Consider the following 14364-nt stretch of genomic DNA (forward strand, 5'->3'; position numbering starts at 1 on the left):
CGTTACTACTGAATATCCAGGTCAAAGCCCTGTGGCGTCGACGCTGCGGTCACCGTCACTTGGCTAATCGGTTGTTGTGCGCTCAGACGCGCGATGCATTCTTCTGCCAACTTCGGCATCAAAGAGCGGTTAATGATTTGCTCAACCGCGCGACCACCTGTCGTAGGGTCGGTGTTTTTGCTGACAACCAAATCCACAAAACCTGCATCCCACGTAAAGCTCGCTTGATACTGTTCTGCCAGTTTTTTACGAATGCGGTTTAGCGCGATTTCGGTGATCTTCGCCAACTCATCATCGTTGAGTGGGTAATAAGGCACGATGGTAGTACGTCCTAAGAACGCTGGTTTGAAGTAGCGTTGTAGATCGGGACGAATCGCTTCAAGCAGTTCATCGTTGCTGATGCGTTCGGCGTTTTCATCACACACATCGCAAATCGCTTGGTCAGCGGCGTTAGAAGTCATTATGATTAAGGTGTTTTTGAAATCCACCGTGCGACCTTCGCTGTCTTTGATGTGTCCTTTATCGAAGATTTGATAGAAGAGGTCATGAACGCCCGGATGCGCTTTTTCCATCTCATCCAAAAGCAAGACAGAATAAGGATTGCGGCGAATCGCCTCGGTTAACACGCCACCTTCACCAAAGCCAACATAGCCGGCAGGCGAGCCAAGTAACATTGAGATTTTGTGTTCTTCTTTAAACTCGGTCATGTTGATAACCGTGAGATCGTTGCTGCCTCCGTAAAGCTGCTCGGCGAGCGCCATGGCGGTTTCCGTTTTACCGACACCACTTGGACCACACATCAAGAACACACCGATTGGTTTGCGATTGTCGGTTAAGCCAGCACGCGAGATTCGAATCGCTTTTGCCAGTTCTTGTTTCGCCACGTTTTGACCGATAACACGCTTATCTAGCTCTGATTCCAGTGACAATAGGCGAGCGATTTCATCACTCATCATGTTGCCGACGGGAATGCCTGTCCAACCGGAAATGACTTGAGCAATGGTCGCATCGTCCACCATCGCATTAACTAACGGTTCTTCGCCTTGAAGCTCACGTAATTGGTCGAGAAGGGCATTCAACTGGCTTTGCTGAGCTTCGTCTGGTGTTTCGCTTTCTGTGATGCTTTGTTGAAGCGCTTTAATCTCATCAACCAAAGTAATCTCTTGCTCCCAACGCGTTTGGTAGCCCGCTAATTGAGATTGGTTGGTGGTGATTTCTTGCTTCAATTCGGCAATTTCTTCTGCGCCTGTGCCGAACAAATCAAACTCTTTCTCTAAGGCAGACTGCTCGTTCTGTTGATAACGAATGGTTTGCTCTAACGCTTCAATCACTTCTGGTTTTGCACCTTGAGTTAATGCAATACGCGCACTGGCGGTATCTAGTAGGCTGATCGCTTTATCTGGCAATTGGCGAGAAGGTAAGTAGCGAATAGATAGGTTAACCGCTGCATCAATGGCTGATTCTGTAATAAAAGCGCCGTGGTGCTTTTGCAATGAAGCCGCAATGCCACGCAGCATTTGTTTGGCATCTTCTGCATTTGGCTCTTCTACCGTGACGACTTGGAAACGGCGGGTCAAAGCAGGATCTTTCTCGAAGTACTTTTTGTATTCTGCCCATGTTGTTGCGGCAATGGTTTTGAACTCACCACGCGCAAGTGCCGGCTTCAATAAGTTGGCAGCATCATTTTGTCCTGCTGCACCGCCAGCGCCGATCAGCGTATGTGCTTCATCAATAAATACAATGATTGGTACATCGCTGTTTTTTACTTCATTGATGACATCTTTAAGGCGGTTTTCAAATTCGCCTTTTACGCTCGCACCTGCTTGTAACAGCCCTAAATCAAGCGAATGGAGTTGAACACCTTGCAGCGCACTTGGCACTTCATCTGCTGCGATTCTCAGCGCTAAGCCTTCAACGACAGCGGTTTTACCCACGCCCGGCTCACCAACAAAAATAGGGTTGTTCTGGCGCTTACGACAAAGAATGTCGATGGCTTTTCTTACTTCAGAATTACGCCCAGAAATCGGATCGATATTGCCTTCAATCGCTTGTTGAGTCAGGTTGATTGTGTACTTGCTTAATGCGTCGTTCGCGCTTGCGGTGTTTGCGGCTGAACTTGCTTCACCTGTGCTTTGTTTCGTTGCTCGCTTCACCGGCGTTTTGTTGATTAAACCTTGCAGGGACTCGGTCGACACGTTCTGTAGTGATTCGAGATTGTTGCTCGATACGCCCATGACATTCTGTTGCAACAGCGCTTGAACGAGATGCAGGCTGATGATTTCACCATGACCATAGTTAACGGAGGCAATCATCCAAGCGTCTTTGAGTAGTTCAGTCAGTGCATGGCTGAGCGTTGGTTGGCTGTCTTGTACTTTTGGTAAGCGCTCGATGCGATTCGCCAGTTCACTAGCAAGTTGATCTTGGTTGATCTTCTGACTATCAATCAGAGTTTTTAAGTGCGCGTCTTGCTGATTCAATAGCGTGAGCAGCCAATGTTCCGGCTCAATGGCAGCAACGCCTTGGTTCATAGCTGCACCCGCAGAAGCTTCCAATGCACGTTTTAACTCTGGCGATAACTTGGCGACTAAATTTGTCAGCGTTACTTGTGTCATAACCTTATCCTTGTCTTTTGCGCGATAACCTTCTTTGTCGTCGCGGTGTCTACCTAGCTATTTCAGAAGAATCCGAATCCGCTCTGTAGGTTTACGTTCTGGGGCGAGGCAATCCACTTCACCCAATTTCGCGGCTTGATCTGGTTGAGCAGACAGCCTTGGTTTTTCGAGATACGCACGCTTAACGTTGAGATAAATAGAAATCGGCGTGGCGTCTCGTAAATAATGTTGAATGAGCCGGCGCATGTGGCTCGCCAACTGAGTATCTCTATGAATTTGATGCAGTTCTTTGCGGTTGGCAGGCTGGATACTCACCACCAAATGTTGGTTGTAAGTCATGCACGTTTTGCCAATGAGGAAACCTTGCCCGATCCCGCTGTTGTAGTCGTCTTTCTGTCCTAAACGGGTAAGAGAGCTCGCGGGTAACTGGCGACGTTCATGGCTCTTAGTCGACACATCGATTTGGTAAGGGAAGTAGTCGTTAAGGATCTGCTCTAACGTTTCTAAGTTACGATGCCCTTGAGCGAACAACAGCGAATACTGGAACAGCGCGCCGTGTTCGTGTTTCAGGTTCGCCAGTTGTTTGAGTAAATTGGTTTTGTCTTTTGCCAACTCTTTCTGCACCAAGAGGTGAGGAGCGAGTTCTAGCTGCGCGGCAAGTTCAAAATGGCGCTGATTGAATACGTCTAAAAAGTCTTTCAGTGCGTGATCGTCGTTATGCAGTGCAAACAACAATTCTTCATAGATGTAGTTTGGGATAACCCCTTGTGCGCCAGATAGTGCTTGCTGCGCAATACGAACCTTGGCGCTGTGGTCACTGAACGAGAAGTATTGAATATCGTCGGCATCACCATGAGGCATGGCTTCCGCTTTAAGCTCTAACTTCAGCTTGTGCCCAGATTGTTTTGCCATTTGCATCAGCAATCGCATTGCTTGAGCAAAGTCATACTCATGTGGGTTCGCTTTTAAATCGTTAATCAGTGACATCGACATCATCTATCTTCCACGCTACATCGAGCGCTGGCTCCCGTGGATTTTTGGGTAACGCCTCGCAATGCCATCTTTGCCATAAAGACGAATTGTGAGCTGAATGTAGCGATCAAAACTACAGAACTGTTGGAAGAAGCGATTCAATACATCGGTGAAAGTCAGATAGTTACCAGAGGTATCGAGAGTGATTTCAATCTCTGTGCCCGGAGAGAAGACGTTCTTGCCTAGAATGCGCATCGATGAAACTTGCGAGCGCACTTTTACTGACTGAATCATCTGAATTTCATCGCTTACCAACTGATTACGACTACACAATTGCAGCATTTGCTTAAGCTGCTGAGTCGGATCTTCAGAGTGCAAAAGTGACGAGAAGTTACTGTTCAGAAGCCCGATAAATTGCCAGTGCATATTAGCGTCAGATTCACGTTCTATCGGAGCTGACGGCGGGTAGAGCGAATGAAAATCACCGGGCAAATCGATCGGTTCCAAACATGTCATCTCACCGTTGATGGTGCATGCTTGTTTGCCGTTGGTACAAAGGAGGTGAGTACCATAGAGTTTGTTGAATTCGAGTTCTTGGTTGGCATTTAGGCTGATCGCCAATCGCAGTTCACCTGTGGAATCTTTTCGGCTTTGCCAGTAATCACAATGTGGGTCGCTTTGGTAACTGTCTTTAAACAGTGGCGTCAGCAGTTTTTGACCGCTCGACGTAATCTCAAACACATCCAAAATGTCGACCACTTGAATTTCATTATCGGTATGGGCATCGGCATTAACGGGAATGGTCAGGCTGCGTTGGTCATAGCTGGTTGGTTCGCCTGTTTGTTCGAATAAGTTCACCGCAGGCACCACATTGAGCTTAAACACTTGATTATCGAATAAGCGGATAAACTCCATCGGCAAAGAGTGCATGAACAGGTTTAATACCACAGTGGAGCAATCATGTTGCTGACAGGCTTCACCAAAGCCTTTAAGACGGAAGAACTGACGTTTCTCTTTGAAGAAGAAAAATTCGTTCATCAAATGGTAGCCAGAAAATTGATTGCCTTTTTGTGGCAGAAATTGAAACTGTTTATCGCTGATTCGGCTCTTGAGCTGATTGGCAGCCAAGACAGCGTGATTCTCGCCATTTATGTCGGAAATCGATATTGCACGCGCTTCACTGAGCAGCAGTTCAACCAAGGAATCCGCATTGTTCTCGAAACCTTGAACGAAGAAGTCGAGATCTTCTAACGCTAATTGACTGAAGTGCACATCATCATCGCCAGTAGACAGGGTGAGCTGAATAACAGCGGTAGTTTGTTCACTGCCTTGAGGGCGATTGAATTCAAAGGGCGCACTGCTTGCTTTGGTGTCAATCAGTGCAAATGGTGTCGTTTTGAGCTCGTCCGTTGTGGTGAACAAACATGTTTTGCCTTGTGACTCGGAAGAAAAGCGTGTGCCTTTGGGAAGCGTCGTGCTGTCGGTGGAAGGCGCGTCTGTGCTCATTTCTAGATATGCCACACTCGGTACCGTTTGAATGTAACTTGGGTAGAGTACGCCAAGTAATCCTTCGACAACTTCAGGGATTTGCTCAGATAGACGTTTTTCGACGTTGGCATTCAATAGTGCCACGCCATCCAATAAGCGAGCCAAACTTGGGTCTTCGATTTGTCCCTGATGGATGTTTAGGCGTTGTGCGTGTTCTGGATGTTCAGAACCAAATTGACCGAGAGCACGGCGAACAAAAGTCAGCTCTTGCTCGTAATAACGCAGTAGAGGATCACTCATACAAGTCCTCCTTCATATCGGTGGTCATGTCGCTTAATGAAATCTTGGAATCAAAAATCAGCTCTTTTTCGCCCTGTGCCGTTTTGGCTTTGGCGACGATATTGAAAGCGATGGTGTTTTCTCCCGCTTTTCGCTCAACCAGTTCAACCATGACTTGGCTAAGGCGTGGCTCGAAATGTCGAATGTAGTTTTCTAGTTTGAGGGCTAATTGCTGGTGGTCGAGACTGGCACTCAACAGGTGCACATCCTCGATGCCAAAACGGTAGTTAGAGCGCTGCACTTCGGTTAACCGATCATCAATGCTCATCAGTGACGCTTCCGAATCGAACAGACGAGTCAGGTGATACTTGATGTCCTCGATATCATCTCGACGAGTCGTAGGGGCTGTTTGCACAAAGGTACGCCAAAAACTCATTACGCCACCTCATCCAATTCTGTTGTCAGCACCACTTCGCCGCTGAAATGGTCGTATTGATACTGCGGGACGATACGCAATGTACAGACGAAATTGCCCGGATGATGGTCAGAGTCGCACACGCTGATCTTTGCAAAACTCAATGGGTATTTTGATAGGGTTTCTTCATTGGCGTACGCAACGTTACTAGAGAATTTTTCAACCCATTGGGAGAGGAACAACTCACACTCAGCAGCTGTTTTGAAGCTACCGATCATTTCGCGTACTTGTACTTTGAGATAATGTGCAATACGGCAAGACATCAACGAGGTTTGGATTTGAGTGAGGACTTTCTCGTTATCAGACTCGCTGTTGTGCCAAATCGAATTGTTACCATTGAAGTAAAACTTATCGCTCAAAGGGCTCTTAGTAAGAGGGATAAAACCACTTCGACTGTAGAAGGTCGACAGTTGCCCAAACAAGGTCACTTTGGTTTGTGGTTGAATCAGAAAATGGCTATCGCTTTGGCTTTGATTGACCACGGCACCTTGGTTGTTGTCGTTCCAACGAGATTTCAAGAAGCCAAACCAACTCACACGTTGATGCTCTCGCATAATGGTGGATACAAACGCAAAGCCCGCATTGCCCCAAAGTCCGTTTTGTTTCTCGTTGTAGATGAATCCCACTTTGGCGTTTTGATAACGTGTACGCATACACATTTCTGGCATCACCAAACCGACAAAACGCGCAGAGGACTTACTGCGTAAAGACTGCCACGATTGGTAATCAGGGCTGGTAAGGATCTTTTCGATTCGGTTGATATCAGACAGCCAATCAGCACCAGATTCGACAAAGAAATCGCGATTCGGAGCAAATAGCATTGGGCATAACGTGGCTTCTCCCAAGCGGCTTAATAGCTCCACAGTGAACAAATCATCGTAGTCAGATTCGAAATCCATATCTGCTGCTACTGGCTGTGTGAATAACAAGCAACCGAATGGATGTCCGCCCAAGGTGTTTAACTCTTGGTTGCCGATCTTATTGTACAGCTCAGACGTTTTGGTGCTGTAGGCTTGATTGACGTCGGAAGACACTTCTTCCCAACTCATATTGAGAAGCTTGAGTTGAGTGCGTTGGTAATTAACGGGCAGGGTGGCTAAGCCTTGAAGCCCTAGCCAATTGGTTTGCAGTGCCTCAAATTCTGGATGATGCAGTAATTTATCCATCTGTTTCGAGAGCTTATTGTCAATCTCTGCAATCAAGCGCGAAACATGAGTGATAAGCGCATCTGAACTGTCTAGCGCGGAGCGAGACACTTGAGACAGTAAAGAGAGCGCCTCTTGTAAAAAGTCGCTGTCTTTATCGTCTAGCTGTGTAAATTGGGTCTGCCAACTTGAGTGATAAATCTTACTCATACTATCCTTGTGACCTAAATCGAATTGGCTTGGTCGAAGCATCCTACTTCGACCAAGCTTTATCGTGCTTAACCTGGGATCTTCGCTACCATACGAACCGACGTAGTCAGTTCTTCAAGTTGTAGCCAAGGTCTTAGGTGAGCAACGGCTGAATACGCGCCCGGCTTACCCGGTTGTTCAACCACTTCAATGCGAGACTCCGCCAATGGCGTTTTCGCTCGTTGATCGTTACCAATTGCACCTGCGTTGGTGTATTGATCGATCCACAATTGCAGTTCACGTTGAATGTCTGGCGCTTCTAGGTTCGAACCTAGCTTGTCGCGACCCATGACTTTCAAGTAGTGAGCGATGCGACCACTTGCCATGATGTAAGGAAGACGCGCTGAAATCGCTGCGTTTGCTGTTGCATCTGGATCTGTGTACGTCTTAGGTTGCTGTGTTGTTTGACCGCCAATGAACACGCCGTAGTTTGAGTTCTTGTAGTGAACCAGTGGCAAGAAGCCTAGGTCACTTAACTCTTTCTCGCGTTCGTCGGTTAGGTTCACTTCTGTTGGACATTGCTGAACCAAGTCCCCAGCTTCGGTCTTGTACGTTAGGTTTGGTAGGTTTTCCACTTTACCACCGTTATCCAGACCGCGAATCGCTGTACACCAACCGTACGCAGTGAACGCTTGCGTCATTTTCAGACCTAACTCGTAAGCGGCATTAGACCAAACCAACTCATCATTGCTTGATGGATTCGGGTTGCCATCTTGGTCAGTGTTTAACTCTTCGTAGCTAAACAGCTTGGTGCCAAGACCTTTCTCACCATAAGGAAGGCGAGCCAGTGTGCGAGGTAGTGTTAGAGTTACGTAGCGCGCGTCGTCACTTTCACGGAACGAGTTCCATGCAGCGTAAGCCGGAGAATCAAAACCAGCCGCGACAGGTTTGCCTTCTTCGAAGGTAGTGAAGTCATTGAACTCAAACATTTCTGCGTTTGCTGCGGCAACGAACGGAGCGTGACACGCAGCGGCTACTTCACCCATGTAGCGTAGTAGGGCGACGTCTTCATCTTTTGCGCTGAACTCGTAGTCACCGATGAAGGTACCGTATGGTTCACCACCTGCTGTGCCGTATTCGCCTTGGTATACCGCGTTAAACAATGGGCTACGGTCGATGGCTGGTGCATCTTCAAATTGATCAAGCAGTTCGTCTTTGGTGTAGTCGACCATTTTGATTTTCAGTGAGCGTCCTAGATCGCTCTCTTTAACCAGTTTTTGCAGACCACGCCATGAACCTTCTAGCTTTTGGAAGTCATTTTCTTGCATGACTTTTGATAGCTGTTTAGAAAGCTTTTTGTCGATCTCTACGATGGCGTTTTCAATCGTTTTGGTGACGTTCTTGTCCCATGTTACTGTGCCGCTTAGCGCTTGCTCTGCCAACACTGAGAACAGTTCTTTTGTTGTGTCCGCTGGCGTTTGCGTGGTCGCTTCGATTGCACGATCCAGAAAGCTCAGCGAAGCTTCAGCCGCTTCTGCTTGTGGTTGGTTTTCAACTTCCGTCGTCATTATTCTGCTCCTTCTTTCTGGATGCCTAGCTCATCGGAAAGGGCGTTGATAGTGTCTGCACTTTGCAGCACTTCCTTGAGTAGCTTCTCTAGATCACGAGAACGGTCCGCTTTTGAAAGCAGTACTTTGAGTTGGTTACGAGTCTCAACAAGCTTCTTGAGCGGTTCAACTTGCTCAACGATGGCTTCAGGCTCGAAATCTTTCATTGATGAGAATTTCAGACTCGCTTCGATTTGGCTATCGTCATCAACTAAAACGTTGTCCACTTTGAGTGATAACTCAGGGCCAACGCGCTTCATGACAGTATCGAAGTTGTCTTTGTCGACGTTATAGAAGGTGCGATCTTCCACGTCTTCTTTGTCTTGCTTGTGACCCGAATAATCACCGACGACTCCCACCACAAAAGGGAGTTCTTTGGTTTCTACTGCGCCATTCGTCTCGACATCGTAAGTAATACTTACACGGTTTTTGCTAACTCGCTTGTGTTGGGAGTTCAGTGCCATAATGGTATCTCCTTATTCCATTAAGAAGCTGTCGAAGTAACTTTCGCTGTCGTCGCGTCAAAGCCCACTTCAGGCCCTTTCTCGATTTTGCCGCCTTCGCCTTCGATGTAGTACGCTTTCGAAATCTCGGTGTATGTCAGGCTGAATGATTCATTTGGCAGGTGACCATCCGACGCGCCCATGTTGTAGCTCGACATACGTGCTGCGCTCAGTGTCAGGATTAGGTATGGATCTGCACCAGAACCTTCACGGTTTGGTTTGGTCATCACGATTTCGATGGTTTTACCTTCACCACCTGGTGCGTAAAGGAAAGTCGTTAAGTATGGCGTTGCACCATCACAGCCACGAGTGATGTTCACTTCACCTAGCGCGACCATGCCTTGGTCTGCGTTGTTCGCGTTACCGACGTCGATGCCAACGCCACGAACGGCACTCCAGTTCACTGTATCAATAGCAAAAAATCCATCCTTGCCACCGATCTTATCTACCGTTGCAGCACCTTTTGGTGTAGTGCCATCAATTCTCATGTAAATAGAAGCCATTTGGTTCTCCTTTGCTTATTAGCATTTTTTGCTTCACCACTCGAAATCGGTAATACCGCTCGACGATTGAGTAGTTTTTACTTCTGGTTGGTTGGTTGTATTAGGAGTGTCGCTTTGCTCTGACGTTGTAGGTTCAATTGACGTTGCACTTTGAGACTCCTCATTAGAGGTGTTTTGAACCTCAGACACAGAAACGGTTGGAACCGGCTCTTGCACTGATTGTGGTTCAGGAATTGTCTTCAGAATGGTTTGTTCTAAGTTGTCCATTCCGGTGAGTTGATTGATATGACTCAGAACTTGGCTGTTGCCGCCGGTCATTTCTTGGAGTAGTTCTGGCAAGCTTAGGTAACCCCATCGAATCGCGCGCTCTAGCAAGAACGGAACAGGGCTGTGTGGCTCGGTTTGTTTGAAGTAATCGGCGAGCTTTCTAAGTTCATGAAAAGCGTGGTCGCGATTTTGGATCTGACCAGCGATATTCATCGCAGCGGGTGCCGCTGGCTGGTGTGTTTCATTTGAAGGAGTCGGCTCTAGCAACGGTGTCGTCGTAATTTGTTCTGCTTCTGGCTCTGATGAGGTTGGTGCTACTTCTGCATTTTCAGTTGCCTGATAGGTTGTTTCAGGAGAGTTTGATACGACGGGGGGAGCCTGATCTTCTTCGGTAATCAATCTAAATTGATCATCTAGCGGCCATTTAGAAAACTTGTCTTCAGTGAGATAACGGATCGCGTTAATCAGTTCCGCGATGTTTTCTTTGATGAATTTAAAACTTACAGGAGTGGCATTAACGGGCTGGCACTGTTGAGCGATGGCTTGTTCTATAGCATCAAGATTTTGATAGGTTTGCGCCAAATCCATTAAGGTGTCTTGCGTGTCAGCGTTGAATAGGTTTTGCGCTTTAGTTTTGATTTCGCTAAGCGAGCCGTTGCGCTCTGCGCGTAGATAATCGCCAAAGGTGATACCGTCAATCAGGCTAATCAACTGCAAAGGCATATACAGGGCAGTGGTATCGTGAGTTTCGCCGACAAGTTGTAGCAGAGGTTTCATTCGGAACTCGGCTCGCTCTCTAGCGATGCCAGACTCTTCTGCGCTTTTTAGTTTGTCTTCAGGAAGGAACGGATTGAGCGAGTCCCAAAACTGCTCCACGGTGCTTAGAAGCACTTGCGTTGCGTCGGCAAGATTTCGATAGGGAGCGTCGGTGAACAACTGACTGGTGATATACCAACCAAGCAACTCCAAGTCTTTGCTTGACTGGGTGAGGGCGTGGTATGTCGCGGTACGCAACTGTGTCCAGTTGTCATCATTGCTTTCAAGCAGTGCTTGATCACTGGATGCATCAGGCGTTTCAACCAATTGGCGAAACGATGATTGCGCGGCATTGTAACTGTTTCTAAGTGCTCGATAGGCACTTCTATCAAGCTTCAGATAGACACCACTTGGCGAGCCATCTGTGATCGGAGCCAAAAGACTATCAATATTAACCATATTCAATCCATGAATTATTGTTTTATTAAGTCAGAGATAAATCCATTACTCTGGTTTCATAGTTTGTAAACTTGAGTCTAGTGAGAATTTTCTGAAATAGCTGAGAAAAATTAACTATTTAATAAAAAGTAAGATATTGATCCAAAAAATTGGTCGGAGGAATACATCTATCAATATAATGTCCTGATTTATAAAGTGGTTTTATCCCCCTATTAGTACAGTGGGCATTCCTGCAACGATACTTCCGCCGTGAGACGTCGTGTCTCCCATTCGGGCTGCAGGCTTATTGCTTAATAGCACGGTCGTGCTTCCCATCGCGATAGAATCCGGGGTTCCAACGCATACACAAACATCACTCACAGTGGCAGCAGGTAAGCTACCGATCAGTACGGTTGGAGCTCCAGGGCCGGTGACCGGACCACCCACATGAGGAATTGGTGGGGTTGCTGGTGTCTGCATCGGACATACATGCATGTCAGTGATACGAGCAGCAGGTAACGTCATCGCACTTCTCCTTGTACTGCAGTTTGTGATTGGCTATCTGAAGTGCCTTGACCGCCCGCAGCAATATTCAGAGCCATCGCGATTGCGGCTTGATAGTAAGGTTTAGTTTTGTCCCATTCAGGAAGGGCGGCTGCGTGATTGATCGCTCCTGCAGTCGCTTTGGCGTACAGAAATGGATCAGGCATAACGGGTGGAATATCTGGTGCAACGATGCTGCCAGAACCATTCCAAAATACCGCTTGAGCAAGCCAAGATGGGCCGCAATTAAGTTCCAATCGATGAGAGAGGTGTTCGGCTTTGCGGCGCAATTCTTCGGAGGGGGAACGCACCCAAGCCATACACGTTTCGACACTTTGTTTTTGAAGGGGTGACCATTCTTCATTGCGTTGATTTAAACACAACGCTCCCCACCAGATTGCCTCCCGGACGGGTAGAGCGTGAGTCAAAAACTGAACGAGATCGTTGTAGAGCTCTTTGTCTGTGAGTGATTGAATTGCATCGCTGATGCTGGTTTCTTCGTCGAGCAGCGCTTTTGCTTCGTCACTGGCTTTGAATCTCGGTAGTATTTGCCCAGCAGTTTGGTATGGAATCTTCTTATATTTCATTAGTTAACCTTTACAATTGCGCCTTTCACTTCACCCATTACGCCACCATCGAATGTCGCTTTGAGGCCTGATTTAAACTCCGCACTCAAAGAGCCTTCAGCAGAGAGCGTGGTGTCCGCTTTGATGGAAATACTCAGGCCAGAAATGCTGTTTGAACTGGTTGCTTCAAGCGCCGTCGTGGTGCCTGAAACCTTGTTGGCTGAAGTGGCTTTGCTGGTGACGTTGGTCCCTTCCAAATTCAGTGCGCTGCTCGCTTTGATGTCGATATTGGTTGCTTCGATGGCAATGGATGATGAGGACAGGGTTATTTTGCTTGAGCCAACTTTGAGCTCGATAGAATCGTCAGCTTCAATCGAAATCGACTTGGCTTTTTCGCTAAGTGCTTTGGTTACGCTCAGCGAGTAGTTGTCTTCTGTCGACACTGATACCGCTTTGGTGACCGTCTGGCTCAATTCGCCCTTAATGGTTTCGGTTTGGTTGTTTTCAACTTCCTGCGTCAGGTCTTTGGCTGCATGAAGGTAAAGCAGTTCATTGTCTTTTTTATCATCGAAGTAGAGCTCGTTACTCTGTCCAGAAAGTTGGGTTTTGATGCCAGACTTTGTTGTATTGGCTTCGGCATAAGGCGGGGCATTTTTGCTGTTGTAAACGCTGCCCGTGATGATTGGTCTATCTGGATCGCCATCAATGAAAGAGACCAGAACTTCTTGCCCGGCACGCGGCACAAACTGAGCACCGTAACCACTTCCCGCAAGCATTTGTGCGACACGAACATAGCAACTGGTTTTGTCACCACTTGCGTCTGTATCCCATTGGAACTGAATACGCACGCGACCTTGTTCGTCCTGATTAATATCACCCGCGGTTGAGCCAGCAACGACTGCGCTTTGCAAGCCCTGAACCACTTGTTTTGAGCGAGGTCGCGGGTAGTGAGGAGTATCTTTTGGGATCACTTTCAGTCTGGTGCTGCTCTGTGCATTTTCAGTGTATTCCACTTCCATGCTAATGACCGAAAAGTCACCAAGTTGATCTTTATCTAAATGGCTTGAAAGCGAGAAGTAAGTACCGAGCTCGAAGAGATCATGTTTTGCGCTGGCAATGACACTTTGGTAATCCTGCTCAACATACTCGATTCGACGCTTGGCAAGATTACTAGAGAGATCCGTCATGTCCCCGCTGATACCCAAAGTCGGGTAACGCGTGTTGGCAAGTTTAGTGTTGTTGGCAATGGTATTGCTGGAGGTTTTACTGCCGCTGGTGATGAGTTTCGTCTGCGAATAATCGTAGCTTGATAGCTCGACACTCGCTCCATGAAAAGCAACGGTAGGGCACCAATTTTCAAGCAAAGGAAGTGAGCCTGTCGGCGTTTCCTTCATATCAAATTTTGCAGTGCTGGCTTTATCAAATGGAGTTTGAGCATCTTGCAAAATCATAGTGTGTGAACCACTCGCATGCTCAAAATAATAATGAACGCCTTCCTCAGCGAGCAGGCGAGAAACGAAGTCAAAATCCGATTCGTTATATTGCAAACAATATTCACGCTTGGTCGAAGGCATGCTGGATATTTTATAGTTACCTTTGAAACCTGCGTTATCGAAAATATCACTGACAATTTCTTGTGTGGATTGATTTTGATAAACCCGGAAAGAATGTGTGTGTTTTAATAACCAAAACCAAGGTTTAAGCGTTATTTCGTATTGGTGATTCTGCAAATTAGAATCCATTCCTAAATGTTGGATCAATGTCACAACTCCATTGTAGGAACGATTGAGTGTATTGCTGCCAGATTCGTTGAAATAACGGTTTATGGTAAGGAACTGACCTAGTTGATCTTGCATGTCAAAGCCACTGGATACCAGCATTGCTTTGATTTCAAAGGGCTCTGACAAGGCTTGCTTTATTGTTGCATTACTTATGATATGTTCTTGATTACTTGAGTCTTTTGCAGACATCAAACTAGCCGAACTGCTGTATTTATCAGCCATTGCATATCCTTATGCTTG

At 47.0% G+C, this 14364-nt stretch carries 12 protein-coding genes; all 12 read right to left on the minus strand.

The window, feature by feature from the left end; all coding sequences use genetic code 11:
- Window positions 1–5 precede the first annotated feature (5 nt).
- The 12 genes from tssH to VCHENC03_RS23295 all read right to left on the minus strand — a co-directional run bounded on the left by tssH (window position 6) and on the right by VCHENC03_RS23295 (window position 14346).
- Window positions 6–2612: a type VI secretion system ATPase TssH gene (gene tssH, locus VCHENC03_RS23345; RefSeq protein ID WP_009704394.1), complete on the minus strand. Its 2607-nt coding sequence runs from the start codon at window positions 2610–2612 to the stop codon at window positions 6–8.
- Between the two features lie 57 nt (window positions 2613–2669).
- Window positions 2670–3608, minus strand: a complete 939-nt coding sequence (locus VCHENC03_RS23340) for a type VI secretion system baseplate subunit TssG (protein WP_198158273.1) — start codon at window positions 3606–3608, stop codon at window positions 2670–2672.
- 12 nt (window positions 3609–3620) lie between these two features.
- A complete protein-coding gene (gene tssF / locus VCHENC03_RS23335; protein ID WP_009704396.1) occupies window positions 3621–5372 on the minus strand; it encodes a type VI secretion system baseplate subunit TssF in 1752 nt (583 codons plus the stop codon).
- Window positions 5365–5787, minus strand: a complete 423-nt coding sequence (gene tssE, locus VCHENC03_RS23330) for a type VI secretion system baseplate subunit TssE (protein WP_005451929.1) — start codon at window positions 5785–5787, stop codon at window positions 5365–5367. Before tssE ends, tssF begins: the two co-directional genes overlap by 8 nt.
- A complete protein-coding gene (locus VCHENC03_RS23325) occupies window positions 5787–7181 on the minus strand; it encodes a type VI secretion system contractile sheath domain-containing protein (RefSeq protein WP_009704397.1) in 1395 nt (464 codons plus the stop codon). The genes tssE and VCHENC03_RS23325 overlap by 1 nt, the downstream gene beginning before the upstream one ends.
- 68 nt (window positions 7182–7249) lie before the next feature.
- Window positions 7250–8728 (minus strand): type VI secretion system contractile sheath large subunit, encoded by a 1479-nt coding sequence (gene tssC, locus VCHENC03_RS23320; protein ID WP_005451931.1) that lies wholly within the window; start codon window positions 8726–8728, stop codon window positions 7250–7252.
- Window positions 8728–9231, minus strand: coding sequence for a type VI secretion system contractile sheath small subunit (gene tssB, locus VCHENC03_RS23315; RefSeq protein ID WP_005443648.1), 504 nt, complete (start codon window positions 9229–9231; stop codon window positions 8728–8730). Before tssB ends, tssC begins: the two co-directional genes overlap by 1 nt.
- Window positions 9232–9251: 20 nt before the next feature.
- On the minus strand, window positions 9252–9773 hold the full coding sequence (locus VCHENC03_RS23310) for a type VI secretion system tube protein Hcp (protein ID WP_005443647.1): 522 nt from the start codon (window positions 9771–9773) through the stop codon (window positions 9252–9254).
- A gap of 33 nt (window positions 9774–9806) precedes the next feature.
- Complete coding sequence (locus VCHENC03_RS23305) at window positions 9807–11255, minus strand: type VI secretion system protein TssA (protein ID WP_009704398.1); 1449 nt, start codon at window positions 11253–11255, stop codon at window positions 9807–9809.
- A gap of 201 nt (window positions 11256–11456) precedes the next feature.
- Window positions 11457–11759, minus strand: a complete 303-nt coding sequence (locus VCHENC03_RS0125295) for a PAAR domain-containing protein (RefSeq protein WP_005426629.1) — start codon at window positions 11757–11759, stop codon at window positions 11457–11459.
- On the minus strand, window positions 11756–12364 hold the full coding sequence (locus VCHENC03_RS23300) for a DUF6931 family protein (protein ID WP_005443645.1): 609 nt from the start codon (window positions 12362–12364) through the stop codon (window positions 11756–11758). Before VCHENC03_RS23300 ends, VCHENC03_RS0125295 begins: the two co-directional genes overlap by 4 nt.
- Window positions 12364–14346: a type VI secretion system Vgr family protein gene (locus VCHENC03_RS23295; protein WP_009704399.1), complete on the minus strand. Its 1983-nt coding sequence runs from the start codon at window positions 14344–14346 to the stop codon at window positions 12364–12366. The genes VCHENC03_RS23300 and VCHENC03_RS23295 overlap by 1 nt, the downstream gene beginning before the upstream one ends.
- Window positions 14347–14364: the final 18 nt, after the last annotated feature.

It is taken from the genome of Vibrio sp. HENC-03 (genome assembly GCF_000305755.2).
Taxonomy (GTDB): Bacteria; Pseudomonadota; Gammaproteobacteria; order Enterobacterales; family Vibrionaceae; genus Vibrio; species Vibrio owensii.